This is a genomic window from Catalinimonas locisalis (assembly GCF_038039535.1).
In the GTDB taxonomy this organism is placed as follows: Bacteria; Bacteroidota; Bacteroidia; order Cytophagales; family Cyclobacteriaceae; genus Catalinimonas.
Window position 1 is genome coordinate 108,510 of record NZ_JBBPHP010000002.1, and the last position, 24,613, is coordinate 133,122.

Sequence of the window (24,613 nt, forward strand, 5' to 3'; positions counted from 1 at the left end):
ATGCCATTTTAGAGTAAAAGGGCTTTTTTAAATTCACTGAGGGAAAGTTTGCTGTTTGAGCGCAGCGAGTTTCAAACTTTCCTAGATTTTTTGCATACTTTTTTATCGATGAAAAAAGTATGAGCCTGCCCGGCTTGAGGGCAAATGTTTGTCTATTATGAAGGTGTGGTTTTAGATAATAAAAAATAAAATTGAACTCACCTTGAATAAGTATAGAAACAGCCCAAACATGATAAAAACAGAATTACTCACCTCCAGATTAAGCCTGAAAAAACCGCTTTGGGAAGACATCCTGTCTATTCATCAGCTACACTCACTGGCTGAAACCAATCAGTACAACACTTTGGGTATTCCTAAGAATATAGGAGAAACGGAAAAGATTGTAAAAGAATGGATACAGGCCTACGAGCAGGAGATCGTTAGCTATTATACTTTTGCAATCAGAGAACGGAATGTGCATACTTCTGAATTTGTGGGGCTGATCGCGCTCAAACTGGGTAGTCCTAAATACAAAATTGCGGAAGCATGGTACAAATTACTTCCCCGGCATTGGGGAAAAGGCTATGCTACCGAAGCATTGTTGGCACTCATTGACTTTGGCTTCAAAGAACTTAAGCTGCACCGCATAGAAGCAGGCTGCGCGGTAGACAATCTGGCTTCCCTAAGGGTGCTGGAGAAAGCAGGTATGCAGCGGGAAGGCAGGAAAAGAAAAATACTACCCCTCAAAAGCGGCTGGTCAGACAATTATGAATATGCCATACTGGAAGAAGACTACACTAGATAGATAAGCTGTCTTTGTTAAGCCTTAAAACTTTGAAAGATTGTCATGTTTAAAAATCTGGAAGACCTTACTTCAACTTCTTTTTATTTCTTCTTATGGCTTCAAAGTATTACATAAGCCCTCATATCTCTGCTTAAGCCCTTTTTTCTGAATTTAAGGCCGTTTGCATACTTGATGTTGGACATTTTAACAGTAAAATGAAGCATTCGGACACCCCTGAAGTGACGATTTACTTGTAAAATGACCTATTTGAGGTGTTCAGAAGCGCTGTTTTACCACTAAAATGGAGAATTTTAGGTGCTGAAGTTGTCCATTTTAGACGTAAAACGCTCCTGTTGAGGCAGTGATATACTACATTTTATAGCTAAGAGGCTGCTTTTTAGTGCTGATTTCTTACAAATGAATAGTAAAAAACAATAAGTCAGATAGTAAGTTTGTCATAATTGATGTAAACCCATAACTAAACAAGAAAAAATGGCTGAAATTACGCTAAAAGGAAACCCCATTCATACCCTTGGCAACCTACCTGCTGTAGGAGAACTGGCCCCGGATGCTGTGCTGGTTAAAAATGACCTAAGCAGAGTGCCTCTCAAAGATTTTCATGGTACTAAACTGGTACTGAATATCTTTCCCAGTATCAATACCTCAGTTTGTGCTACTTCAGTAAGGGAGTTTAATAAAAGAGCCGGAGGACTGGAAAATACCAAAGTACTCTGTATCTCTCGTGATTTACCCTTTGCCCAGGCACAATTCTGTGGCGCGGAGGGTATAGAGAATGTAATTACCCTTTCAGACTTTGCCCAGGGAGATTTTGGTAAAAAATATCACCTTGAAATCATTGATGGACCTTTCGCAGCCTTGCATTCCCGCGTCGTAATAGTCGTGGATGAAGAAGGCCGGATCATTTACAAAGAACAGGTGGGAGAGATTGGCGATGAGCCTGATTATGATGCGGCTTTGGAAGCCCTGAAATAAAAGTTAAACAGACAATAAGAAGTCTGCTTACTATATCGGTAGGCAGGCTTTTTCATTTAAGTATGAAGACTTATTTACATTACACTAAAAACGGTTTCAGTCTTCAAGACTGAAATCATGAATGAGGGCAAAGTCTGAGACTTTGCTTTATTTGTCCACTTCAGTTTCTAACTGAAGTAAGTATTTTACTACAAAGCAATGATTTAAACTAATAGTGTTACCTTACTTATTATAGCCGAACATAAAGTATTCGGTATATTTTTACAGACATTCTAGCCCTTTGCCTTACCTCAATCATCAAAACACGCAACAAACACAATAATTAACCAAACCCATGAAACTAGCTGCCATAGACATTGGAACCAACTCTATTCACATGGTGATCGCCCAGGCATCCCATAAAAACAGTTTTCAGATCATCGACCGTGAAAAAGAGATGGTAAAGCTGGGAACAGGCGTTTTTTCCACCAACCGTTTGAGCGAAAGAGCTTTTAAAGAAGGGCTGGAGACCATCAAACGCTATGTGCAGCTTGCCGATCAGCGGGGAGCGGATGAGATCATTACCGCGGCTACCAGTGCTATCCGTGAGGCGCACAATGGAAGTGAGTTCTTAAATGAACTGGTCAGGCAGACGGGTATCTCTCCCGAAGTGATTTCAGGTGGCAAAGAAGCACGGCTTATCTTCCAGGCAGTAAAAAATGAAATTGCGCTGCATGATGATAACGCTATGGTCATTGATATAGGGGGAGGTAGCACCGAAATCGCAGTAGGCAACAAGCAGGAAGTGCTAATGGGAAAGAGTATGAAGCTGGGTGTGCTGCGTTTGCTGGATATGTTTGATGGTGAAAGTAAGGTAGGAGAGGAAGCGCTGGGGGTATTGCAGGCCCACATCCGTTTTGTAGCACAGAATGTCATGGCAGAGGCCAAAAAGATTGGGTTCACCAGAGTCATTGGTACATCCGGTACCATCCGTACCCTGGGAGAAGCTGCCCACATCGCCGCCGGGGGTAAATCCATGAAGTCAGTCAATGCAGAAGTAGTCAAACTGACTGATCTGGACGATCTGACCAAAGAACTGCTGAAGATGAAGCCTAATAAGCGGGCTGCCATGAACGGTATAGGCGACAAAAGAGCAGATGCCATTCATCTGGGAGGTGCCTTGCTGGTACAATTGCTTCAAATGGCAGGCGTAGAGGAGATTACGCTGTGTGATGCCTCTTTGCGGGAAGGATTAATCCTGGACTATCTGGAAAGTCATGCGCAGAACATCGCCAATTTTCCTGAGTCAAAGGACCTGAGGCAGCGTTCGGCTTTCCAACTGGCCCATCAGTTTAAGGTAGACTGGCAGCAAAAGATGCACGTCGCCTCTCTTTCCGTCCAGCTATTTGACCAGACACAAAAAATACATGAACTGGAGCATTTTGAAAGAGATATATTAGAGTACGCTTCCTTACTGCATAGTGTAGGACAGTACATTCGTTTCAAACGATATCATAAACATTCCCGCTACATCATTGGCCATGCCGGACTGAGGGGGTTTAATGACGAGGAAATACTGCTCATCAGCCATGTAGCCCGCTACCATCGTAAGGCGGAACCTAAGAAGAAACACAAGAAGTATAAAAAGCTTAGCAAAGGACAGAGAAAGGTGGTGAAGGTACTATCGGCAATATTAAGAGTAGCCGTCAGCCTTGATCGCACCAAAAATCAGCTGATAAAGGAAGTGGCCTGTAAGCATTCCAAAAAGAAATTAGCGTTACAAATAGCCGGACAACCGGAAAATATGAAGCTGGAGCTGTGGGCTACCCGCAAGCATGTAGATCCACTGGCGAAAGCCCTGGAAAAAGAAGTATCCGTAGAAGCTATTCACGGAGAAAAATAGGAACAGCAAAGTAAAAATTTTCATCGTAAGCATACCCGCTATAGCTGTTCTACACCTTGGAGGTAAGCTTTGATGTTTTCTCTATTTTGTCATGCGTAAGGGGCTGAGGTTTCCGGTAAGGCTGAAAAGGAACCATAAGTAAATTAGGCAGACTATCGTTCTCTTCGGCTTTCATATGGGTATCTATGCCATAGATCAGCGTTTTGGTATGTTCTACTTTACGATAAGTACCAAAAATCCTGTCCCAGAAGGCAAAAATATTTCCGTAGTTAGAGTCAGTAAGCGGCTGCTGATAATGATGGTGCACCTTGTGCATATTGGGGGTGATAAAGATATAAGACAGAAGCCGGTCGGCCCTCTCCGGCATATGTATATTGGCGTGGGTAAGATGCGCAAACAGTACCGATAGACTTTGGTATAGCATGACGATGCCTATAGGTGCGCCAATGAGCATAACCGCCAGTATGGTGAAGCCAATGCGAAAGACCGTTTCTCCGGGATGATGGCGCAGTCCGGTAGTCACATCAACAGTAGTATCACTATGATGCACCAGATGAAACTTCCACATCCACCTGACCTGATGTTCCAGCCAGTGGATAAAATAGGCTCCGATCAGGTCCAGCAGTAGCACACCCACTACAATTTGAGCCCAAAGCGGCAGATCCACCAGATATAACAAACCGATCTGGCGGGAAGAAGTAAAGTCAGAAGCCCAGAGCAATACGCCAGCCAGCCCAAAACCAATGACCATGGTAGTCAGGGTAAAGAAAAGGTTAAGCCCCGCATGCCGTAGCTTGCGATACTGAAAGCTAAACAGGGGCAGCACACCTTCCAGTATCCAGAAAAAAACAATACCGCCGATCAACAGTGAGGCGCGGAAGCTGGTTGGTATATCAGTAAAAAAATCTATTAATGACTCCATAAGCTTGATATTATCTTTTGTCTAAAATTTTAAGATGTTTCAAAATAAGCAAGCCTGTTAGGTCAGGTTTTAAGCCAGGACTTGGTAAAAGGATTATGAATTAATTTTACCTACTGAGGCTTGAATCTAAGTTTCTCCAGCATTTCAGGAGAAATACTCTCCGCATAAGCTCCATAAGCGTCTACCAGTATGCCTTTATCACCTACACTGGTTTCAATAGCATACAGCACATCATTATCATCAGGATTACTCATTCCTTCAAAGCGATAAGTTTCCTGCACCTCAAACTCTTTGGGCTTATAGTACATGTTAAGGTTTTTACAGTAGATTTTATCTTTTTCCACATTAAAATCATGCTGATATCCCTGAGCACGCAAGTCCTTGATAGCCTCTTGCAAAGTGTCATAACTTTTCATAGTGATATTATTTGTTTAAGCTATCCTAATATACTTTTTGTTAACAATAAATGTGGCTTAATGATGTTGAAAAATGAAGAATTTATGCCAAATTCATGAAGGCTTATCTCAATCTTTCACTAAATTATAAGCAGTAGAAAACTAACCATCATGCGATTCATCAAAAGAGCTGCTTTGTTTCTGGGTTTTATATTGCTCTTTAGCTGCTTTTATTATACGGTTATCATACTTAAAGCTCGTAATGAAACCCCGCGCATTGTTCAGAACATTATAGATTCGGACAAGCTCAAACTGAAACTGGCTGACTTTACTGAACGGCAGATTGATATACTTTTATCCGTACAGGACCCAAGATTTTATGAACACAAAGGCATAGATTTGCTGACACCAGGAGCAGGCAAAACTACCCTGGCTCAGGGCTTGTGCAAGTTGTACTATTTTGATGATTTTAAAAGAGGCTGGGATAAGATCAAGCTTATGCTCATCACCCGCTATGCTTTTGATCCGCTGGTTACTAAAGATATCCAAATGTTATTGATCATCAATGACATATACCTCGGCTCCCTGCATGGACAGCAAATCAGAGGGTTTGAAGATGCTGCTCAGGCATACTTCAAAAAACCGTTCAAAGCCCTAAACGAAGATGAATACATCTCTCTGGTAGCTATGATACGCAGACCGGATGGAGACAACATCAGGAAAAAACCCAAAGAACATGAGCTAAGAGTCATGCGGGTCAATAAGTTTCTGAAAGGTGAGTATACCCCCAAAGACAACAGCGATCAGTTTTACGACAGAGATTAACCTACCCCTTTCCCCGATTTTCAGAATGCATTTTAAGTGCCTACCTTTGCGCATATTTTGATGTCATAAGCTTTGAGTAAAAAAATTATTGTATGCGGGGGTGGGGCTTCCGGCTTTTTTGCAGCGATTAACATTGCCCGCAAGCATCCGGATTATCAGGTGACTTTGCTGGAGAAAAGCAATAAAGTCTTGAGCAAGGTGAAAGTGTCGGGAGGTGGCCGTTGTAATGTGACCAATGCCAGAACTAATCCTTCAGAACTGGTAAAGTTTTACCCCCGGGGGCAAAAAAAGCTCTATTCCCTTTTCAAGACATTCTCCACACAGGATATGGTAGACTGGCTGGAAGCATCGGGAGTCAACACCCATGCCGAAGCAGATTTGAGAATGTTTCCCACCAGCAATTCCTCTCAAACAATAATTGACTGCTTTCTGGAAGCTGCTCAGTCCGCAGGAGTGGAGATCAGGAAGAATTGCGGACTGACAGACTTTTCGCAAACTGATAGAGGATGGATAGTAGTGACACAGCAAGATGAACAACTGGAAGCAGATGCGCTGGTGATCGCAACCGGATCTGCCCCTTCGGTCTGGAAGAAACTAGCCGAGATGGGACTCACGATAGAGAAAGCAGTACCCTCACTTTTTACTTTCAACATCAAAGACCCACGACTGCAAGGCTTATCCGGGATGAGCTTTGGCGAAGTGAATGTTCGTATAACAGGTACCAAGCTGGAAGAGCAGGGACCACTGCTGATCACCCATTGGGGGCTGAGTGGACCGGCAGTGCTTAAGCTTTCTGCCTGGGGAGCCAGGTGGCTGGAAGAGCAGAAGTATCACTTTGACATCATGCTAAACTTTTTGCCTGAGACCAATTTTGAGGAGTTTCGCCAGGAGTTGCTCAACTTCAAAGCTGCGCACCCTACCCGGAAAGTCAAAAATTTCCATAAGGAAGAAATTCCTAACCGCTACTGGGAAAATCTATTAACATCTCTGGAAATCAATCCTGATATGCCTTTTGGTGAGTTACCCAATAAGCTCATTAATAAACTTACCGTGGAACTTACGCAGGCCAGCTTTGACGTCAGAGGCAAAAGTACATTCAAAGAAGAGTTTGTCACCTGTGGGGGAGTAGCACTTGCAGAAGTAGACCTGAAGACCATGGAAGCCATGCGATTCCCTGGTCTATACTTTAGCGGAGAAGTGCTGGATATAGATGCCCTGACCGGAGGTTTTAATTTCCAATCCTGCTGGTCCACTGCCTGGCTGCTCTCGGAGGTGGTTTAATATGTATTTTTTGTAAATAAACATATAAAAAATAGTATTTTTACAATTATTTATTTGTGAAATTACTATTTATGACTTTCAGAATATTGACTATTTCTTTCCTTTTTAAATTCATTTCACCTGCTTTTGCTCAGACAGAAGATATAAAAGAAGGTGTATACTCCAGTTTTTACAGTTTTATAGAAAATAGGCCTATCCCAGGAATACTAGTAAGTATAGTAGAAGCTGATAATTCTAAAGAGCGTCTTTTCATTCCTTTTACACTGCTTAGATTTGAAGCTCCTTTCAAGATAAAAAGAAAAGAATATGCAAAGAGTAGACTATGGGGCTTTTATGATGGTAATAGTGTTTATATCAGCTCAAAAAACTATACTTTATCAGCAGTAGTAAGATTTAGTAAAATCCTTCACTTTGGTAGATATGCTTATTTCAGAGGGGCAGAAGAAATATCCAATAAAAACGTACTGGGCAATTGGAGGGCTAATAGGCACTATTCCTATAGGAAGTTATTTCGTGCTTGATATGAGTAATGGAGATATATTTCCTGTAACAAAAGAGACATTGAAAATCATCTTAAGAGATAATTCTGATTTATATCAAAAGTTTATTAGAGACCCAGATGGAGAAAGCAATTTGTTAAAATATATTGAAGAATTGAACAGTTCGTTTCGTATTGGGAAAGAAAGCTATACCGAACAATAATTTCTTGAAGGCTTATTGATGTTTCTCCCCCAAAGTGGGGGAATTTTGATAAAAAGTAGCTCTATACCTTATAAAAGACTGTTATTCTTACGATATCAATATAGCTTAATGGAGGATTCTATATCTTAGTAACTTATTCAGTATCAGTATGCTGCTTATGAGATATGTCTTGCCTTTGGTCTTTTGTCTCTGTGGAAACTTTGCTTTTGCCCAAAGTTATAGTTTTTCCCAATACGAGGTAGAAGATGGACTGATCCAGTCGTCGGTCAACTGCTTTTTACAGGATCAGTACGGAAACCTATGGGTGGGAACCTCCGGCGGCTTGAGTAGTTTTGACGGCAAAGAGTTTGTCAATTACGGATTGAAGGATGGCTTGGCAGGCACCGAAGTCTACGAGCTTTTTCAGTATGGTGACTCTCTGCTCATTGGCAATAATCAGGGGCTTACAATATTTGATGGGGCTGCATTTCATAATTTTGAAATAAGTGATAGTTCGGGGCAGGTACTTCGGCTAAGCCACATTTTCAAAGATCAGGAGGGGAAAGTAAACCTTATTCTGGGCGAGCAACAACTGGCAGTGTTTGATGGCGATAGCATACATCGCAAAGCTAAACTTACCGATGAATACATTTCGGCGGTGGCCATTGATGCCCACGGTCTCCCCTGGCTGTCTACCTTTGAGGGAAATTTGTATACGCTTGAAAATGGCCATCTCCAACATAGAGCATCCAGCCCTCGTAAAGATTTTCATTTTGCGGACCTCATCTTTGATGATCAGCAGCAGCTGTGGGTAGCAGGTATGTACTACGGCTTTCTGAAGTATGATTCTGCCAGTGGACAATTCAAAGAGTTTCCCATAGACTTGCCGGACATTGGGCGCACCTTTAAAATCACACAGGACAGCGAAGGTATGATCTGGGTGGGTACCTCCAGCGGTACGTATTGCTTTGATCCCGAAACTGCTGAAATTGATTACAAAAGTTTTGCTTTTGATGGCTCAATCATCAGAAATATTTATCATGATCATGAGGGTAATCTGTGGTTTGGTTCTTTTGGCGATGGTTTTTATAAATTTAAAGGCAGGCTTTTTACCAAGCTCAGACACGAAGAAGGACTGAAGGGCAAGACATTTATGGCCGTCATGAAGGACAGCAGGGATAGGTACTGGTTTGGCTCATACGGGGGTGGCGTTGATTATTTAGACGGTCGTCAGGTCAGTAATTTTAATGTGGAGAATGGGCTGAGCAGCAATTTTATTTATAGCCTGGGAGAAGATAGCGTAGGAGGCATCTGGATAGGTTCTTTTAACGGGTTAAATTATTACGACGGCAAAAGCACTAAGGTATTCAGAGAGACAGAAGGACTGCCTTCAGAGGCAGTATATTCCATTTTCAGAGATAGAGAACAAGAGATGTGGTTTGGTACCAAAGGAGGAGCCGTCTATTTGAAAGATGGAGAATTTCATCCTTTAAAAGATGAGCAAGGTAACCCATTTGAAATTCCAATTCTGATCATGCAGCCCTGGCAGAATGATGCCTACCTCTTTGCTTCTAACAGAAATATTTATGAGGTCAGAGATCATCAGGCTTCACTTTTGTTGTCTTCCGATACATTTGAACAGGGCCACATCATCTCCCTTGCTCAGGATCAAAAAGGATTGCTTTGGATAGCCACAGTAAATGGTCAGTTGTTTCGCTATCACCCCGAAACCCAGGAGGTGCAGCATCTGAACAAACTTTATGACATACCTGGGAGCCTGATTTATTCAATGATCTTTGCTGAAGATAGAAGCTTGCTGCTGGGAACCCAGAGAGGTATCAACCGCCTGTTTTTTTATGAGGATGGTAGCCTGGCAAAAGTGCAGCACTACGGTAAAAATGATGGCTTCCTGGGCGTAGAGGCCAACGCAAGTGCTATTCTTAAAGATGATGATGGCAGTGTATGGTTTGGTACCGTAAATGGAATGTACCGTTACAACTTGCAGGAAGAGCGTGAGAGCTTTGAGCAAATTAAACCTCATCTGACAGGAATACGACTTTTCTATGAGCATACCAACTGGAAACGTTTTACCGATTCAGTCAGTAACTGGTACAGTATTCCTAATCAGCTCAATTTATCGTACCAGCACAACCACCTGATGTTTACCTTTAAAGCGGTGAGTCTGAGCCAACCTGAGGAGGTGATGTACAGCTTTATGCTGGAAGGATACGAAGAAGACTGGTCTCCGGCAACAGAACGTTCGGAAGCAGTGTACCCCAACCTGCCACCCGGTGAATACACTTTTAAAGTAAAAGCCAGGAGTCCCAGCGGAGTTTGGTCAGAAGAGCCGGTGAACTATGCTTTTCTGATTAACCCTCCTTATTGGCAAACCTGGTGGTTTTATCTGATGTGTCTGCTACTCTCCATCTTCCTGATTCGCCTGTATATTTTCTTAAATTTAAGGCGCGAGCGCGAACAGCGACTCCAACTGGAACTGGAAGTGCAAGGCCGTACCCGTGAAATACAGGCGCTTAACAGTTCATTGGAGAAGCGGGTAAAGGAAAGAACAGCGGAGTTGGAACTGACCAATAAAAAGTTTGAAGTAGAGTTTGAGTTGCGCAAGCTTGACCAGGAGAAACTGGCCCAGCGAGAAAGAGAGTACCGCCAACTGGTCAATAACCTTAGGGAGATCATTTTCAAGACAGACACTTGGGGAAGACTTACTTTTTTGAATGACCGCTGGCAGGAGTATATGGGCTATAGTGCAGCAGAGTCTATCGGAAGGCATTTCACAAAATATCTCTTTGAACCCGTATCGGAGAAGGAGCGATACATTCAGGTGTTTGAGTCTATCATCGCCAAAGAGCTGCCTTACTTTGAGGCTGAGCTACGCATGACGCGCAAAGATGGAGACAAATTCTGGGCAAAAGTATCCGTCAGGATTGAGTACAACGAAGATGGCGAAATCATCGGAACAAATGGTAGCCTGGTGGATATAGACCAGCGCAAAAAAGCTGAGTTTGCCCTCAAAGCCAGCGAGGACCGCTATAAATTCCTCATTGAGAATACCCAGGATATCATTACGCTACAATCCCTGAACCTGATCTACTTTTATGCATCGCCTCGTATTTTTGAAGTGGCTGGTCACGAACCGGAAGATATTATTGGCAAATCCAGTATGGATTATCTGCATCCGGATGATGTGGAAGGCTACCTAAAGCTCAAAGAGGAAGTAATACGCTTGAAAAACAGTAAAGGCATGGTGGTAAGGTTTATGGACGGTAGTGGTGAATACCGCTGGTACGAAACTTTCCTGAAGCCGATTTTTGATGAAAATGGAGAGCTGCGCAACTTTATTTCCTCCAGCCGGGATGTAACCGAAAAGGTGGAACTCTCCAAAGAGATTGAGAAAGTACGGAAAAAAGTAGCCCAGGATTTCCACGATGAGATGGGAAATAACCTGGCAAGTATCTCGGTACTCTCGCAGATTATTCAGAACAAGCTCGGTCAGCAGAGTAATGGCGTAGAGGCGCTACTCAACAAAATTGATGTGGCTGCCAAAAATCTTTTCAGCGGTACCCGCGATTTTATCTGGGCAATTGATCCTAAAAATGATAACTTAAAAGAAGTTTACTTTAATCTTAAAGACTTCGCTGAAGAACTATTTGATAATACCGGTATTGACTTTTATGCGAGCTTTGATCAGGAAGATGAAGATATCCGCCTTAAGTTGCCTTCGGGATGGAGCAGACAATTGGTGCTGATCTTTAAAGAGGCCTTCACCAATGCGCTTAAATATTCCAATGCCAGCTGTGTGAGCATGTGTTTTTATGTGGATAATGAGTCGTTTTGTATACAGGTCAAAGACAATGGAAAAGGTTTCTCATTAAAGAAAAACAATAACTTCAGAGGCATTAACAATATGCGTGATCGGGCTGCCAAGATCAAAGCCCGTTTTGATATTCAATCTCTGGCAAATGAAGGAACATCAGTAATAGTAAAGAGAAAAATCACCCAATTTGGGTTAGCGAATCTAGAGGCTAAATAGGAAGAATTTACGTTATACCAGTAAGAGCGCATACAGATTATGACTGATCAAACGAATAGAATAACCATTGTTGAAGACAATGAGGTGGTGAGAGATGGCTTTGCCTTACTCATTGACAGTGTGAGTGAGCACCAGGTTGTCAGCACATATGACAATTGCGAAGACGCACTAAAAAACCTCAAAAAAGACCGTCCCAATATCATTCTGATGGACCTGGAACTGCCCGGAATGCATGGAGTGGAAGGTACACGACGCATCAAGAAATTGCTGCCCGAAGTCAATATTATTGTGATTACGGTGCACGCCAACAGCGAACTGGTATTTCAGGCTTTATGTGCGGGGGCTTCCGGCTACATCACCAAAAACGCGGGGCACAATAAACTGCTGGATGCCATTGCCGAAGTACAAAAGGGTGGAGCCCCCATGAGCAGCCAGATTGCCCGTATGGTGGTACAGTCTTTCCAAAAAAATACCGATTCACCGCTTACCGCCCGTGAGACTGAAGTGCTGGAGTTGCTGGCCAAAGGCAAAAGCTATACGGTAATCGCTGATGAACTTTTTGTACACAAAGAAACCATCAAGTCGCACATCAAAAATATCTATACCAAGCTACAGGTAAATAGTAAGGCGGATGCCATAGAAAAAGCCCTCAGAGATCGCCTGATTTAATCTGTACCATTGTACCAAAGAGATGAATCACAAGTAGGCTGAGTTTTGGTTATAGTCGGCTTTGAATAAAGCTGGATACATCAATTCAAGCTTTTTGCTGACAAGGTTTTGCTTTCAGATTTGAAATCTTACAACCCCTCCTGCATCTCATCCTCTTTGACCAGCATAGGGTTCCAGCGCAAATGCTCTCTGATGTAAAACTTATTGTTAGCATAATCCAGTACTATACAAAACTGCTTCAAGAGTGCGTTGCCGACAATGCCATCCCGGTATGAAGTAGTAGAATTATCGGCCTTATAAGCCTGATAAGTAGGGAAGAATGTATCTACTTCAAAAAGCGTCCTTTCACCCAACTGTAGTAAGGGTACTTTTCCTGTACTTCCGGTAATACTGCCGCTATAGCCAATCCCCAGTTTCTGAAATTTAGGAGAATTTGCTGCAATGGCAGTATTATCATAAATGAGTAGGTGATGGTTAAAACCAGTATCAATCATCAAATTAAGCGTATGTAACTCATCATTCCATCGGGCTTCAGATCGCACAATAGGGCGACTCAATTCTACCTGCAGAGGGTGAACAGCGTAGGTGTGCCCTTCCAGAAAACCTGAGCCCTCGTGTAAGCGCAGAGTGTGGGTATGGTAATCTATTTCTACCGCAAAACTCCGGAATAGCGATGCGCCGATGATACCATGAATGGTTATTCCCTTGAGTTTTAAACGTGCCAGAGGGTTGTTTTTCAGTACTACTGCTCCCAGGTGGGGGGCATAAGCGTCACCTAACTGTAGGCTAAGATTGCTGATCACTGTGCCTTCCACTTCTTTTCCTTTTCCTGCTCCCTGAAAGTTTATCGTTCTTCCCCAATTTAGTTCCAGGTCTTTTACATAGCGTTCATGCAGTATTACCGGTGAGTTAGTGCCGGTGTCTACAATAAAATTAAGCTCAGTTTCACCATTGATTCTGACAGGTACTACAATCAGATTCTCTACAAAATGAAATGGAATCTCAGTATACGGCAGCCCACTAAGCAATCTGAATATTTTGCTGTTCGGCTCAGTGATCGCTTGTGCCTGGAGTATAATAATAAAGCTCAGGATAAACAGGATACTGTTTTTTTTTGGGGTTAATGCTATGCTCATGGGGCTGGAATTTGATGAGATCAAAATACAAGCACTCTACCGCATAAGCTATCGCTTCAAATTGGGGAATCATGAGTTTTTATCCTCACCCTGATTGAGGGGCGGATATTGAGAAAATCTGCTCAAAGTCTTAGAAAAGGGTGTTTTTATCCCCCTGATAGGAGTACAAAGCGCTTTCAATTTTTACCCCAAGCATAGGTATGGAGAGAAATAATAGCTTACAAATAAATAAGTTTGGATAGTAAATGACCAGAAATGCGTGAGCGCCTTCTACCTAGTTATGGGGGATAAATACTTTGCCTTAATGATCAGTTTTGAGTCTATCGCCTTTTCTCACAGTTACTTAAAGTTCAATTTTACTGAGAAAAAGAGAATTATCACTTCAAATAAGATTTCCCCTATAATATAGCTTCAACTGAAGTGAATGACTAATGGATACCCACCAACTGCATTCAGAAAAGTAGAATTCTTAATGCATTTTTTAACCTTCGTTTTCACTTCTAAAAAACCCTAAAAATGGGGTATGGGCAAGCCTGAGATAATTCGTAAGATTTGTAAAATCTTGAATTCCAATTGTTAAAAATCATCACTCTACCGTGAAAATGGATACTGTTTCAAAAACAGCTCATTTCATTAGCGATGGTTTTTCTCATCACTAAACTTTTTTATATGAAAGTAAATCTCTACAAGCTAATGATACTGCTGGCGTTAGGGGTTTTCAGCGCTTCCTCGCTGATGGCCCAGGCTACAGTGTCGGGTAAGGTGACCTCTTCTGAAGATGAAAGCCCCCTGCCAGGGGTAAATATCATTGTAAAGGGTACCACCATTGGAACAGTAACTGACATTGATGGCAACTATCGTATCAATGTTCCAGATGGAGAAAATACACTGGCTTTTTCATTTATTGGTTATATCTCGCAGGATGTGCCAGTAAATGGGCGGAGTGTAATTAACGTGCTTTTGAACTCTGACGCACAACAACTTTCTGAAGTCGTAGTCACTGCGGTAAATATTGAGCGTGAAAAGAGAGCATTAGGCTACGCGGTGACTGACCTGGATGGAGAAAAAATAGCCCAAAAGGCTGAGCCCGACCCGGTGAGGGCATTGCAGGGAAAAGTACCCGGGGTAAATATCGTTGGTGCTGGTGGCGCTGTTGCTGCCGGTACCAATATTACCATACGAGGGAACTCATCACTTTTGGGCAATAACCAGCCGCTCTTTGTAGTAGATGGCGTACCCTTTGACAATTCTACTTTTCAAACCGGTAGTTTTTCTCAGGGAGGTACTACCTCTTCCAACCGTTCTTTTGATCTTGACCCCAACAATATTGAATCCATGACAGTACTCAAAGGGGCTGCTGCTTCGGCGCTGTATGGGTCAAGGGCCGCGAATGGAGTGATAGTCATCACAACGAAAGCGGGGCGTAAAGGTACAAGTAAAGGCCTGGAAGTAACTTACAATGGCTCTTACTCGGTGGAGCAGGTGTCCAATTTGCCCGACTACCAATTCAGGTACATGCAGGGCAATAACTTTAAATATGTAGATGGGAATTTTGGTACCTGGGGAGCTCCCTTTGATACCAGCCATCCTGCCTGGCAGAATCCTCTGAACGCGAATCTTATTTTGGGTACCGATGATCAGGGTAGGACATTAGTATCTCACCCATACGATCGATATCCTGAACGCTTTCCTGACCTGGTAGATGCCACCGTACCTATTGAAGGATATAATACACCTGAAACCTTTTTCAGAAACGGATATGTTTTTGAAAATGCCGTAACGGTTTCTGCTGGTAACGAAAAAGCCAACTTTACAGCCGGTGCTTCGCGCACAAGCAATGAAGGGATAGTGCCGAATAATTCTGTGACACGTACCAGCGTCAATGTGGGAGGGAATGCTACTCTGGAGAATGGTATTTTTATTAATGGAAGTATTAACTATGTAAATACCGACCTTACCTCTCCTCCTATTACTGGTTTAGGAACAGGTGGTACCAGTGTAACTGAGCGTTTGCTCTATACACCACCCAACGTAAACGTAGCAGGCTATCCGATACAGGATGCTGAAGGAAATAGTGCCTTCTACCGTCCCGACAATGACAATCCTTACTGGTTGGCAAAATATGCTCCCCATACTTCCAACGTGGACCGCTACTACGGTAAAGTGGCTATAGGCTATGATCTTACGGATTGGTTGACAGTACAGTATCAGGCAGGCTTCAATGCTTACACTGACCGTCGTCTGAACGTAATTCCGGCAGGTAGTAGCCAGTGGCCGGTAGGTCTAATGACCTCCGATAATATAGCACGTTCCGAAATTGATGGAAACCTGCTTTTGACCGCAAATACCAATCTTACTGAAGATATCGGCCTGAAAGTAATTGCTGGCCATAATGCCAATCAGCGCACGATTGAGAGACAGTCTTTTCAGGGAACCGGTATTATTGTCAGGGGAATCCATGATATGGATAATTTGCAGACAGTGATCCCTAATCGCGGAGATTTTGAAAGAGTACGCTATCAGGCAGTTTTCGCTGATGTAGGATTATCCTATAAAAACTGGGGCTTTCTGAACCTGGTAGGTCGTAATGACTGGCACTCAGGACTACCCGAAGATGAGCGAAGCTTTTTTTACTCAGGAGTGAGTGGCTCCCTTGTGCTTACAGATGCACTGGAAATGGAGTCAAGCTTTTTGGATTTTGCTAAAATCAGAGCAGGCCTAGCTACTTCAGGCAATGACCTTGACCCTTATCTTACCCGGACTGTATTTGTAACTAATTCTGCACAAGGAAATAACATTGCAAGATTAGAGTACCCCTTTAATAATATAAATGTACAGTCACTGAGTAATCAGATTGGCAATGGGGACTTAAAGCCAGAATTTACTACAGAGTTTGAAGTGGGAGCAGAGCTCAGGCTGTTGGATAACCGAATAGGTATTGATTTCACTTACTACGACCGCTGGACCAGAGATCAGATTGTACCCATAGATGTGGCACCCTCTACCGGATACTGGACTTCTATTGCAAATATCGGCCAGGTAGGCAATACAGGTATTGAAGTAGGATTAGATCTTACCCCTATTCGTACAAGCAGCGGATTTAGCTGGAATATTTTCTCGGCCTTTACCAAAAACCGAAATACCGTAGATGAAATAGGTAATGGATTGACAGAAATTTTTGTAGGTGGATATGGAGATGCCGTCAGGATTGTACACCGTGAAGGAGAGCCCTATGGTCAGATTTTAGGTTCAGTAGCAGCACGGCATACTGATGGTCAGCTACTGGTAGACCCCAGTACTGGTAAGCTGATTGAAAAAACTGAGTTTGAAATAATCGGTGACCCTAATCCCGACTTTATTCTTGGGGTGACCAATACTTTTAGCTGGAAAGGACTTTCCCTCAATGTATTGGTAGACTGGCGCAAGGGAGGAGATATGTATTCAGACTCTTACGCGCAGATATTTGGGCGTGGACTGACTACCGAAACCATACCGGATGGCCCACGGGGCAGGGAAGTAACCTTAGTGATTCCGGGAGTATTGGGCGATCCCAGCACACAGCAAGCAGTGCTTGATGAAGATGGACAGGCCATTCAGAATGGTACACAGCTAACGGTAAACGACTGGTTTTTTATCAACTCATTTGGTAGTGCCGGTCCTGAAGAGTTTGCGGTATTTGATGCCTCTACAATACGCCTCAGAGAGGTTACTCTTGCTTATGAACTTCCTAACGGACTACTGGAAAGAACGCCCTTCGGCTCGGCCAGTATTTCTTTGACTGGCCGCAACCTGTGGTATGAAGCTTATAATTTTCCTAAGAGCCTGAACTTAGACCCTGAAACAAGCTCATTGGGTGCGGGTAATGTGCAAAATCTGGGAGCAAGTTCGGATGGCTCAGGTAATGCCCAGGGTATTGATTTTGGTGTAATACCAACTACACGCCGCTTCGGGGTAAACCTTCGCTTAACTTTCTAAAGGTAAAGACATGAGAATATTAAATAAATATATACTATTAGTACTGCTCACCTTTGTATTCAGCGCATGTGGTGAAGATTGGCTGGATATTAATCAGGACCCTAATAACCCACAGGAAGGAACATTGAGCCTGATTTTGCCAGCCGCTCAGACTGCTAAAGCATTTCGTATGAGCCGGGATATTAACAAAAATACCATGGTATTTACCCGGCAGATCTATGACCTGAGCGAAAGTCAGTACACTCAGGATCCTACTACTTATTCTAATGACTATGACGGACTTTTTGCCAATTCACTGAAAGAAATACAGGAAGTTATTGAGCAGGGGAGTGAGCAGGAAGCCTGGAATTATGTAGGGGTGGCAAAAATTATGAAAGCCCATACGTATTCAATCATGGTTGACCTCTGGGGAGATTTGCCATTTACAGAATCCCTTAATGGGGAAGAAGTACTCTCACCGGAGTTTACCCCTGCTAATACGATATACGATGCACTCTTTACCCTTATTGATGAGGGCTTGGCTGATCTGGAAAAAGAGTCTGCCCTTACTTTAGAGGGGGATTTAATTTATGGTGGTGATCTGGAGCAATGGATGATGGCGGCCAATACCCTAAAACTAAGACTCTACCTGAATCTCAGACTGGTAGACCCCCAGAGAGCAGGTAGCGGTATCAATACATTGATCAGTGAGGGGGACTTGATCATGGAAAATGCTGATGACTATGAATTTCAGTTTGCCAGTTCATTAACGCCCAACAACCGTCATCCGCTGTACCAGATTGAGTATGTGGATGGCAATAAGGATTACTACATGAGCAACTACTTCATGTACAATCTGATCAAAAAAGAAGACCCACGTCTGCCATTTTATATTTACCGACAGGGTTCAGACGCAGACCTTGATTTTGAGACCACCCCTTGTAGTAACCGTACCGATTGCGTCTACGGCCTGCTGAGTGCCACCGACCTGGGTGAAGCGGGGGAGGGATATATCGGCAGAGATCATGGAGACCCTTCAGGTATTCCCGGCGACAATGAGATCAGGGCAACTTTTGGTGTTTACCCGATTGGTGGAGAGTATGATGATAATGAACGTGACGAAGCCGGACAGGGAGATGGGGGAGAAGGTGCAGGCGTAATTCCCTATCTCAGCAATGCTATGCGGGCCTTTATGCTAGCAGAAGCTAAGATGACGCTACCTGGCGTAACCGAAGGTGAAACAGTAGAAACTTATCTGGAGGAAGGCATCCGTGCCTCCATGGAAAAGGTAGAAGCCATAGGGCTATCGCTGGATGAAGATGCTGAACCTATGGATGAAGCTGCGGTAGATGCCTATGTAGCTGCTCGTTTGGAGGAATTCAATGATGCTGAGGGAAATGATCTTAAATTGAATGTGGTGATTAAAGAAAAGTACTATTCCCTGTTTGGCAATGGTATGGAATCTTTTACTGATTTGCGCAGAACTGGTTTTCCGGCAGATTTGCCAGCCAGCCTGGCACCAGCAGCACCTTTTCCCTTGCGTTTGCCCTACTCCGTTACGGAGTTGAATACCAATAGCAACGCACCCTCACCCCCTCCGGCATTGGATACGCCAATATTCTGGGATGTGAACTAAGGTTAATTTTCCACTAAGAAAAAATTAAGATGAAAAAATATAGCATATTAATATTTTGCATGGCGGTACTGGTATTGCTCAATGCCTGTGAAGAAGAGCGATGGGGCAATATTCCCAACCTGAATGAGAACATAGGGGCTATTACGCTGATAGATGTCAATGAGGATAAGTCCTTTTTTAATGCTTTGAATGCACTGGATGGCCAGGAGGTAGAGTTTGAAATAGATGTAGATGGTTTTGAAGTTACGGAAGTAAATTCGGTAGATGTTGAATTAACTTTTACCGAAAATGATGCCACGACCGATGCAGAAGGGAACCCTGCCGACCTTACTTATGATCCGGTAATGCTCAAAACCGTAAGCACCTTTCCCTCTACGGTTACGGTTACTGTGGAAGAAGTGATTGAGGCCATTCAGGCCTTTAAGCCGGGCTTCACTGTAGATGACCTTGAGGTAGGTGATAATTTTAACCTCACTTTTCCTATCAATACTGCTGATGGACGCAGGCTGACCACTGCGCTTAACTCAGATTTGTGCCAGGAGCCGGTGCAACCTTCTTTTGGTGGCTGCAATGTTTCCTGGAGTGTATCCTGTCCTTCTGAAATTCCTGAAGGTACTTATAGGGCTGTTACGGATGCCAGCTCAACTGACCCTTGCTGTACCGTGCCATTGGAAGATTTTACGTATGAAGTTACCCTGGCAGAAGAAACTCCCGGCGAGTACTCACTCAGCGATATCTATGGAGGTATCTACATAGAGTGGTATGAAGAGTACGGAGCAGATAGCGAAGAAAAACGAACGCTGACCGACGTTTGCAATAATCTTTCCGTTTCCTTTACTGACATTTTTGATGGAGGCGTAAGTATTACCGGCACTTATGACCCTGCCACTGGAATTATTCAACTGGAAGGAAGTAATACTTTTGGAGATGTCTGGTCCACTACTTTAACGCCCAAGGAATAATAACCTTCGGTTGTAATATGGTTTTATGTAGGAAACTTTGTCAGAGCTATTACAGCCATGGGGCATTTAGCTCCGATGAGCTCTGACAAAGCTCATATCAAATCTTGAAAAAGGGAGCCTCGGTGTTTCCTTTTTTTCTTTTCATTAAATACTGAGAATTATGAAAAGCTTTTTGTCCTCATTGGTTTTGACTTTAATACAATTTTCAGCTCATGCACAGGCAGACCCGGGAGTGGAATCCAGCCTCTTTAGGATAGAAAAAGGTACGTTTGACAGCCATCAACTGATGATTGGCAGGAAGCTCCCTCCTCCCGATGTACAAGGAACATATTACCTCAACGAAGCATGGCAGCAGGGAAAATTTGTACTCAAAGATGGTAGAAAATCAGCTACCTATCCCTTAAGATATGACGTGGAAAACGCTTTGCTGGAGATTGACTGGAAAGGACAAACCAAAGTAGTGGGAGAGGAGCTACTTTCTTCATTTGTATGGGAAAGTATAAAGGGAGAAAAGCGGGAATATATAGCCGCTCAGCAGTTTTCTTATGATCAGGCCGCTTTATCCGGCTTTGTAGAACTTATCTATAGTGGTCAAGACAGCCTACTCCTTAAAACGGAAACTTACCTCAAAGCACCCACTTATGTGGAAGGATTAGATATGGGAAAAAGAAGTGCAGAAATACTTAAGCGTGAAAGGTATTTTGTGTGTCAGGATGGAAAGCTTACAGAAATCAAAAGGCGTAGGGATATCATAAACAGTGTTGAACCTGCTGCTCGTAAAGCAATCAGAGATTTTATGAAGGCCTCGCACGTACAGATAGATAGCAGAGAAGGCCTACGAAGCACCTGGCAATTTTATGAGTCAGAGGTTAAGAATTAGAGGAAGGTGAGCAACCTATTTTTTTCATTATTGAAACTTCCTCACAATCAGATTCTTAAAAGTGAGATATAAATTTTTGTACCGGGCAAGCCAACCGTTTTGGGCAAAACGTAGTCAATTATTGTAAAATCGTTAGAGAATCACCCCGTTTTTTAGCAATGGTTTTGAAAATTACCACAAAGTAGGGGATAGTGTTTTGCTACAGAAAAAGCAATATTTGTAAAGTAACCTATATTAAGACGAATACTTTTTTTGACTTTTTTATTAACCCAAAAATTCACAGCCCATGATTAGAATTAAGTTTAAAGAGGATGAGGTAGAAGCCCTCAAATTTGAACGCTTCCACAATGCAAGTGCACGTATTCAGCAGAAAATGGAAGCTTTATTTCTCAAAAGTAAAGGCCTGCCCCACAACGAGATTTGTCGTATTTGTGAGATATCTAAGACTACCTTGATCACTTATTTGAGGGAATACCAAAAAGGAGGAATTGATAAGCTGAAATCCGAAACCAAGTATAAAGGTAGAATGAAAGAAGTAAAACCCACCCGCATGGGGTACAAATACATTTCGGAACAGGCTTATGCCTGATAAGCCATAATGCTTAAACCGAAGCAGACATCTCAGGTGTCTGCTTTTTTTGTTTCCAGCGGTTGTGCGACCATAGCCACTCCGCCGGCCGTTCCCGGATTGCCTCTTCTATCAGCCTGACGTATTGTTCGGTAATGTAATGCTCATCCTTCCGGAAAGGGGCGGCATCAATTACTTTAAAGTCTATGCTATAGTACCCACGCTTTATACGCTTCATATTGACAACAAATGCAGGTCTCTTGAGCTTAAGTGCTATCCTCGCTGGTCCTTCATAAAATCCGGTATCCTGATTCAAAAACTGAGTGTAGAATTGATATTGACTACTTTTTACTCTTTGGTCAGCCACCATTGCGGTAATACTGACCTTCTTTTGCAGCATTATACTTCGGAAGGAGGTACGTTTTTCTATCGGTGTAGCGCCAAACCTCCCTCTGATTTTTCGCATGAGCTGATCAAAAAAGTTGTTTTTAAGACGCATATAAACAGCATCTATATGAAATGGCAACTGTGCACTGCAGGATACCAGCATCCACTCCCAATTACCCTGATGAGAAGAAAGCCCGATGACTGACTGTCCTCTTTCAAAGAAAGGAGTAATGGCTTCCGGGTTAAGCAGTTTTACCCTTCGGTTGAGCGCTTCTTTTGAAATTGTTAAAGTTTTTACACTCTCTACCACTACATCCCCCAAATGACGGTAGAACTGATTTTTGATCTGATGAAGCTCCTTTTCACTCTTTTCAGGAAATGAATTTCTGAGGTTTTTTAGAATAACCTTCTTTCTGTAACCTACTACATAGCGCAGCAAAAAATATAGAAAGTCTGAAAACAGGTAAAGTACCGGAAAAGGTAGTCGTGATATGAGTTTGAGTATGATCATAAAAAGCAGGCAAAATTATAGGTAATCAACGGAAAATGCTGAACTTTGCGGCATAAATTTTTACTAGGCAAGAATTAGAAAGAGGACAAAGCATTGAAAATTTCTGCATCATTATACTCAAATAAAGTTAAGTCGCTAGAAGAACTGGTGATAGAACTGGACGCACTTAACATTGATTCCTTTCATATAGATTGTAACGACAATCCTGCAGTTTTTGAAGATATTGCACAAATCAGGAAGATTAGTAATACACCTATTGATTTGCATATCATTTCTTCAGAGCCAGAGAAATACCTGGATCAGATTGTACGCCATGAAGTAGAATACGTACAATTTCAGTATGAGGATATGAAAGGTAAAAATTTCACCCTTCCAGATAATGGAACCACACAGTATGGGTTGGCAGTAGTATCAGATACACCATTGGAGGTATTTGCGCAGTTTCAGGAACAGTATTCTTTTATTTTGCTGATGACCACTACGCCTGGCCAAAGTGGTGGGGTATTCAGAAAAGATAATTTCAACCGCATACGTAGGTTCGGAAAAATGTTTCCCGGCAAGAAAATTCATGTAGATGGTGGGGTCAATGATGAAGTTTCTTTTATCCTGAGAAGTATGGGAGTTGATTCAGCAGTTTCGGGCTCATTTTTGGTCAACCATACTTCTATGGGAGCAGCCCTGATGGGACTCAAAATGCAGGATGTGCGTTCGCATTACCAGGTAAAGGATATTGTCATTGACAAAGCAGACCTACCGGTACTGGAGATAGACTGCTGTAGCTTTAAAGATGTGTTACAATCCATAGAAGAATATGATCTGGGCTTTGCCCTTTTTGTAGATAAGAACCAAACCCTCAAGGGAATTGCCAGTAATGCTGATGTGAGAAGAGGACTGATTAAAAATATGGATGACCTGAACCAAACCAGCGTGACGGATGTGGTCAACCCTAAGCCAATAAGCATACAGGAGCAAGCTACCATTTCTGATATGCTGGCCTTGGTCACCAGTAAATCATTTCCTATTTTGTTTTTGCCGGTTGTCAATAGCAGTAATCAACTGACCGGTGCAGTAACATTTAATAACCTAATCAGAGGAGAAGTATGATTATTCATCTGAAAAAAAATATAGAAGAAATTGAAGCAGTAAAGCTGGCTGAGCAAACAAAAGCGGCTTATTATAAAAAGAATGGTCAATATATACTGATCACCTCATCATCTGACAAACAGCTTCCGCAGGCGCTGGAAGCTGTGGCAGATGAATATTTTGTAATGAGCAGTGATATCCAACTGGCCAGTAAGCAGTACAAAAAGCAGGTGCGCGAAATTCAGGTAGGTAAAAATGTACAATTGGGAGGTAATCATAATAATACCCTGCTAATCACCGGCCCTTGTTCCATTGAATCTAAAGAACAGATCACCCAAAGTGCCCATTTACTAAAAGAACTGAACATCACTACGCTACGTGCCGGATGCTTCAAGCCCAGAACTTCACCCTACTCTTTTCAGGGCCTTGGCATGGAAGGTCTTCGGATGCTGGCTGAAGTACGTGAAGAGTACGGATTGAATATCATTACCGAAGTGAGAGATGCAACGCATGTGGATGCTGTCATTGAATATGCTGATATCGTGCAAGTGGGTTCTAAGGCTATGTATGACCAGGGGATTCTGAGAACTTGTGGAAAAGCTAATAAGCCAATACTGCTGAAAAGGCATTTTGGAGCCACACTCCAGGAGTTTGTCCAGGCTGCCGAGTTTATACTTTCCGGTGGCAATGAGCAGGTGATGCTGTGCGAAAGAGGTATTCGTACTTTTGAAACCAAAACCCGTTTCTCCCTGGACCTTTGTGGTGTAGCTTATCTGAAGGAGTACACTAACCTTCCCGTAGTACTTGACCCCAGCCATGCAATGGGTATCGCTTATGGAATTCCGGATTTGACGCGTGCCTGCGTGGCTATGGGTGTGGACGGACTGCTGATAGAAACACATCCTACCCCTAAAACAGCCAAGTCTGATGCGGCACAACAGCTCAATCACGATGAGTTCCGTGCCATGTATCGTACCCTGGAGCCTATTGCCGCCGCGATAGGAAGAAAGATTGTATAGTTTTGAACCGTTATGGTG

General features: G+C 42.9%; 20 protein-coding genes. 16 read left to right on the plus strand and 4 right to left on the minus strand.

Annotated elements, in window-relative coordinates:
* Positions 1-229: 229 nt before the first annotated feature.
* The 3 genes from WJR50_RS03965 (at position 230) to WJR50_RS03975 (ending at position 3,638) form a co-directional block, all read left to right on the plus strand.
* On the plus strand, positions 230-784 hold the full coding sequence (locus tag WJR50_RS03965) for a GNAT family N-acetyltransferase (protein ID WP_341291932.1): 555 nt from the start codon (positions 230-232) through the stop codon (positions 782-784).
* 471 nt (positions 785-1,255) lie between these two features.
* On the plus strand, positions 1,256-1,756 hold the full coding sequence (tpx, locus tag WJR50_RS03970; protein WP_341291933.1) for a thiol peroxidase: 501 nt from the start codon (positions 1,256-1,258) through the stop codon (positions 1,754-1,756).
* A gap of 334 nt (positions 1,757-2,090) precedes the next feature.
* Positions 2,091-3,638, plus strand: a complete 1,548-nt coding sequence (locus WJR50_RS03975; RefSeq protein WP_341291934.1) for a Ppx/GppA phosphatase family protein — start codon at positions 2,091-2,093, stop codon at positions 3,636-3,638.
* Positions 3,639-3,687: 49 nt separating this feature from the next.
* On the opposite strand, the gene WJR50_RS03980 is transcribed toward WJR50_RS03975, so the two are convergent.
* Positions 3,688-4,560, minus strand: a complete 873-nt coding sequence (locus tag WJR50_RS03980) for a sterol desaturase family protein (RefSeq protein ID WP_341291935.1) — start codon at positions 4,558-4,560, stop codon at positions 3,688-3,690.
* 110 nt (positions 4,561-4,670) lie between these two features.
* A complete protein-coding gene (locus WJR50_RS03985) occupies positions 4,671-4,976 on the minus strand; it encodes a phosphoribosylpyrophosphate synthetase (RefSeq protein ID WP_341291936.1) in 306 nt (101 codons plus the stop codon).
* Positions 4,977-5,126: 150 nt separating this feature from the next.
* Between WJR50_RS03985 and WJR50_RS03990 the strand changes: the two genes are divergently transcribed.
* From WJR50_RS03990 to WJR50_RS04010, 6 genes are all read left to right on the plus strand, one after another.
* Positions 5,127-5,780: a transglycosylase domain-containing protein gene (locus tag WJR50_RS03990; protein ID WP_341291937.1), complete on the plus strand. Its 654-nt coding sequence runs from the start codon at positions 5,127-5,129 to the stop codon at positions 5,778-5,780.
* A gap of 72 nt (positions 5,781-5,852) precedes the next feature.
* Positions 5,853-7,061: a BaiN/RdsA family NAD(P)/FAD-dependent oxidoreductase gene (locus tag WJR50_RS03995; protein ID WP_341291938.1), complete on the plus strand. Its 1,209-nt coding sequence runs from the start codon at positions 5,853-5,855 to the stop codon at positions 7,059-7,061.
* Between the two features lie 71 nt (positions 7,062-7,132).
* Positions 7,133-7,582, plus strand: coding sequence for a DUF6563 family protein (locus tag WJR50_RS34370; RefSeq protein WP_510167117.1), 450 nt, complete (start codon positions 7,133-7,135; stop codon positions 7,580-7,582).
* Positions 7,482-7,763 (plus strand): DUF6563 family protein, encoded by a 282-nt coding sequence (locus tag WJR50_RS04000; RefSeq protein WP_341291939.1) that lies wholly within the window; start codon positions 7,482-7,484, stop codon positions 7,761-7,763. Before WJR50_RS34370 ends, WJR50_RS04000 begins: the two co-directional genes overlap by 101 nt.
* A 157-nt stretch (positions 7,764-7,920) precedes the next feature.
* Positions 7,921-11,790: a PAS domain S-box protein gene (locus WJR50_RS04005; RefSeq protein ID WP_341291940.1), complete on the plus strand. Its 3,870-nt coding sequence runs from the start codon at positions 7,921-7,923 to the stop codon at positions 11,788-11,790.
* 39 nt (positions 11,791-11,829) lie between these two features.
* The gene (locus WJR50_RS04010; RefSeq protein ID WP_341291941.1) at positions 11,830-12,459 is read left to right on the plus strand and encodes a response regulator transcription factor; all 630 of its coding nucleotides are present in this window, start codon (positions 11,830-11,832) and stop codon (positions 12,457-12,459) included.
* Positions 12,460-12,587: 128 nt separating this feature from the next.
* Here the strand turns inward: WJR50_RS04010 and WJR50_RS04015 are convergent, their stop codons facing one another.
* Positions 12,588-13,595, minus strand: a complete 1,008-nt coding sequence (locus WJR50_RS04015) for an aspartyl protease family protein (RefSeq protein WP_341291942.1) — start codon at positions 13,593-13,595, stop codon at positions 12,588-12,590.
* 669 nt (positions 13,596-14,264) lie between these two features.
* On the opposite strand from WJR50_RS04015, the gene WJR50_RS04020 reads away from it, so the two are divergent.
* From WJR50_RS04020 to WJR50_RS04040, 5 genes are all read left to right on the plus strand, one after another.
* A complete protein-coding gene (locus WJR50_RS04020) occupies positions 14,265-17,570 on the plus strand; it encodes a SusC/RagA family TonB-linked outer membrane protein (protein WP_341291943.1) in 3,306 nt (1,101 codons plus the stop codon).
* A gap of 10 nt (positions 17,571-17,580) precedes the next feature.
* Positions 17,581-19,185, plus strand: a complete 1,605-nt coding sequence (locus WJR50_RS04025; RefSeq protein ID WP_341291944.1) for a SusD/RagB family nutrient-binding outer membrane lipoprotein — start codon at positions 17,581-17,583, stop codon at positions 19,183-19,185.
* Positions 19,186-19,214: 29 nt separating this feature from the next.
* Positions 19,215-20,147 carry a BT_2262 family domain-containing protein gene (locus tag WJR50_RS04030; protein WP_341291945.1) on the plus strand — a complete coding sequence of 311 codons (933 nt, stop codon included), beginning with the start codon at positions 19,215-19,217 and terminating at the stop codon, positions 20,145-20,147.
* A 160-nt stretch (positions 20,148-20,307) separates the two neighbouring features.
* Positions 20,308-21,027: a hypothetical protein gene (locus tag WJR50_RS04035; RefSeq protein WP_341291946.1), complete on the plus strand. Its 720-nt coding sequence runs from the start codon at positions 20,308-20,310 to the stop codon at positions 21,025-21,027.
* 286 nt (positions 21,028-21,313) lie between these two features.
* Positions 21,314-21,616 (plus strand): helix-turn-helix domain-containing protein, encoded by a 303-nt coding sequence (locus tag WJR50_RS04040; protein ID WP_341291947.1) that lies wholly within the window; start codon positions 21,314-21,316, stop codon positions 21,614-21,616.
* Between the two features lie 13 nt (positions 21,617-21,629).
* On the opposite strand, the gene WJR50_RS04045 is transcribed toward WJR50_RS04040, so the two are convergent.
* Entirely contained in the window at positions 21,630-22,493 is an 864-nt protein-coding gene (locus tag WJR50_RS04045; RefSeq protein ID WP_341291948.1) for a lysophospholipid acyltransferase family protein, read from the minus strand.
* Positions 22,494-22,586: 93 nt separating this feature from the next.
* Here WJR50_RS04045 and WJR50_RS04050 point away from each other — a divergent pair, with 93 nt between their 5' ends.
* Positions 22,587-23,597 (plus strand): CBS domain-containing protein, encoded by a 1,011-nt coding sequence (locus tag WJR50_RS04050; protein WP_341291949.1) that lies wholly within the window; start codon positions 22,587-22,589, stop codon positions 23,595-23,597.
* The gene (aroF, locus tag WJR50_RS04055; RefSeq protein WP_341291950.1) at positions 23,594-24,595 is read left to right on the plus strand and encodes a 3-deoxy-7-phosphoheptulonate synthase; all 1,002 of its coding nucleotides are present in this window, start codon (positions 23,594-23,596) and stop codon (positions 24,593-24,595) included. The genes WJR50_RS04050 and aroF overlap by 4 nt, the downstream gene beginning before the upstream one ends.
* Positions 24,596-24,613: the final 18 nt, after the last annotated feature.

What these genes read in the sequence shown, in the direction of transcription:
- WJR50_RS03990 (WP_341291937.1), top strand. Translation starts at nt 5,127, where the DNA reads ATGCGATTCATCAAAAGAGCTGCTTTGTTTCTGGGTTTTATATTGCTC.
- WJR50_RS03980 (WP_341291935.1), bottom strand. Translation starts at nt 4,560, where the DNA reads ATGGAGTCATTAATAGATTTTTTTACTGATATACCAACCAGCTTCCGC.
- WJR50_RS34370 (WP_510167117.1), top strand. Translation starts at nt 7,133, where the DNA reads ATGACTTTCAGAATATTGACTATTTCTTTCCTTTTTAAATTCATTTCA.
- WJR50_RS04015 (WP_341291942.1), bottom strand. Translation starts at nt 13,595, where the DNA reads ATGAGCATAGCATTAACCCCAAAAAAAAACAGTATCCTGTTTATCCTG.
- WJR50_RS04030 (WP_341291945.1), top strand. Translation starts at nt 19,215, where the DNA reads ATGAAAAAATATAGCATATTAATATTTTGCATGGCGGTACTGGTATTG.
- aroF (WP_341291950.1), top strand. Translation starts at nt 23,594, where the DNA reads ATGATTATTCATCTGAAAAAAAATATAGAAGAAATTGAAGCAGTAAAG.
- WJR50_RS04020 (WP_341291943.1), top strand. Translation starts at nt 14,265, where the DNA reads ATGAAAGTAAATCTCTACAAGCTAATGATACTGCTGGCGTTAGGGGTT.
- WJR50_RS03985 (WP_341291936.1), bottom strand. Translation starts at nt 4,976, where the DNA reads ATGAAAAGTTATGACACTTTGCAAGAGGCTATCAAGGACTTGCGTGCT.
- WJR50_RS03975 (WP_341291934.1), top strand. Translation starts at nt 2,091, where the DNA reads ATGAAACTAGCTGCCATAGACATTGGAACCAACTCTATTCACATGGTG.
- WJR50_RS04005 (WP_341291940.1), top strand. Translation starts at nt 7,921, where the DNA reads ATGAGATATGTCTTGCCTTTGGTCTTTTGTCTCTGTGGAAACTTTGCT.
- WJR50_RS03965 (WP_341291932.1), top strand. Translation starts at nt 230, where the DNA reads ATGATAAAAACAGAATTACTCACCTCCAGATTAAGCCTGAAAAAACCG.
- WJR50_RS04035 (WP_341291946.1), top strand. Translation starts at nt 20,308, where the DNA reads ATGAAAAGCTTTTTGTCCTCATTGGTTTTGACTTTAATACAATTTTCA.
- WJR50_RS04040 (WP_341291947.1), top strand. Translation starts at nt 21,314, where the DNA reads ATGATTAGAATTAAGTTTAAAGAGGATGAGGTAGAAGCCCTCAAATTT.
- WJR50_RS04025 (WP_341291944.1), top strand. Translation starts at nt 17,581, where the DNA reads ATGAGAATATTAAATAAATATATACTATTAGTACTGCTCACCTTTGTA.
- WJR50_RS04010 (WP_341291941.1), top strand. Translation starts at nt 11,830, where the DNA reads ATGACTGATCAAACGAATAGAATAACCATTGTTGAAGACAATGAGGTG.
- WJR50_RS04045 (WP_341291948.1), bottom strand. Translation starts at nt 22,493, where the DNA reads ATGATCATACTCAAACTCATATCACGACTACCTTTTCCGGTACTTTAC.
- tpx (WP_341291933.1), top strand. Translation starts at nt 1,256, where the DNA reads ATGGCTGAAATTACGCTAAAAGGAAACCCCATTCATACCCTTGGCAAC.
- WJR50_RS04000 (WP_341291939.1), top strand. Translation starts at nt 7,482, where the DNA reads ATGCTTATTTCAGAGGGGCAGAAGAAATATCCAATAAAAACGTACTGG.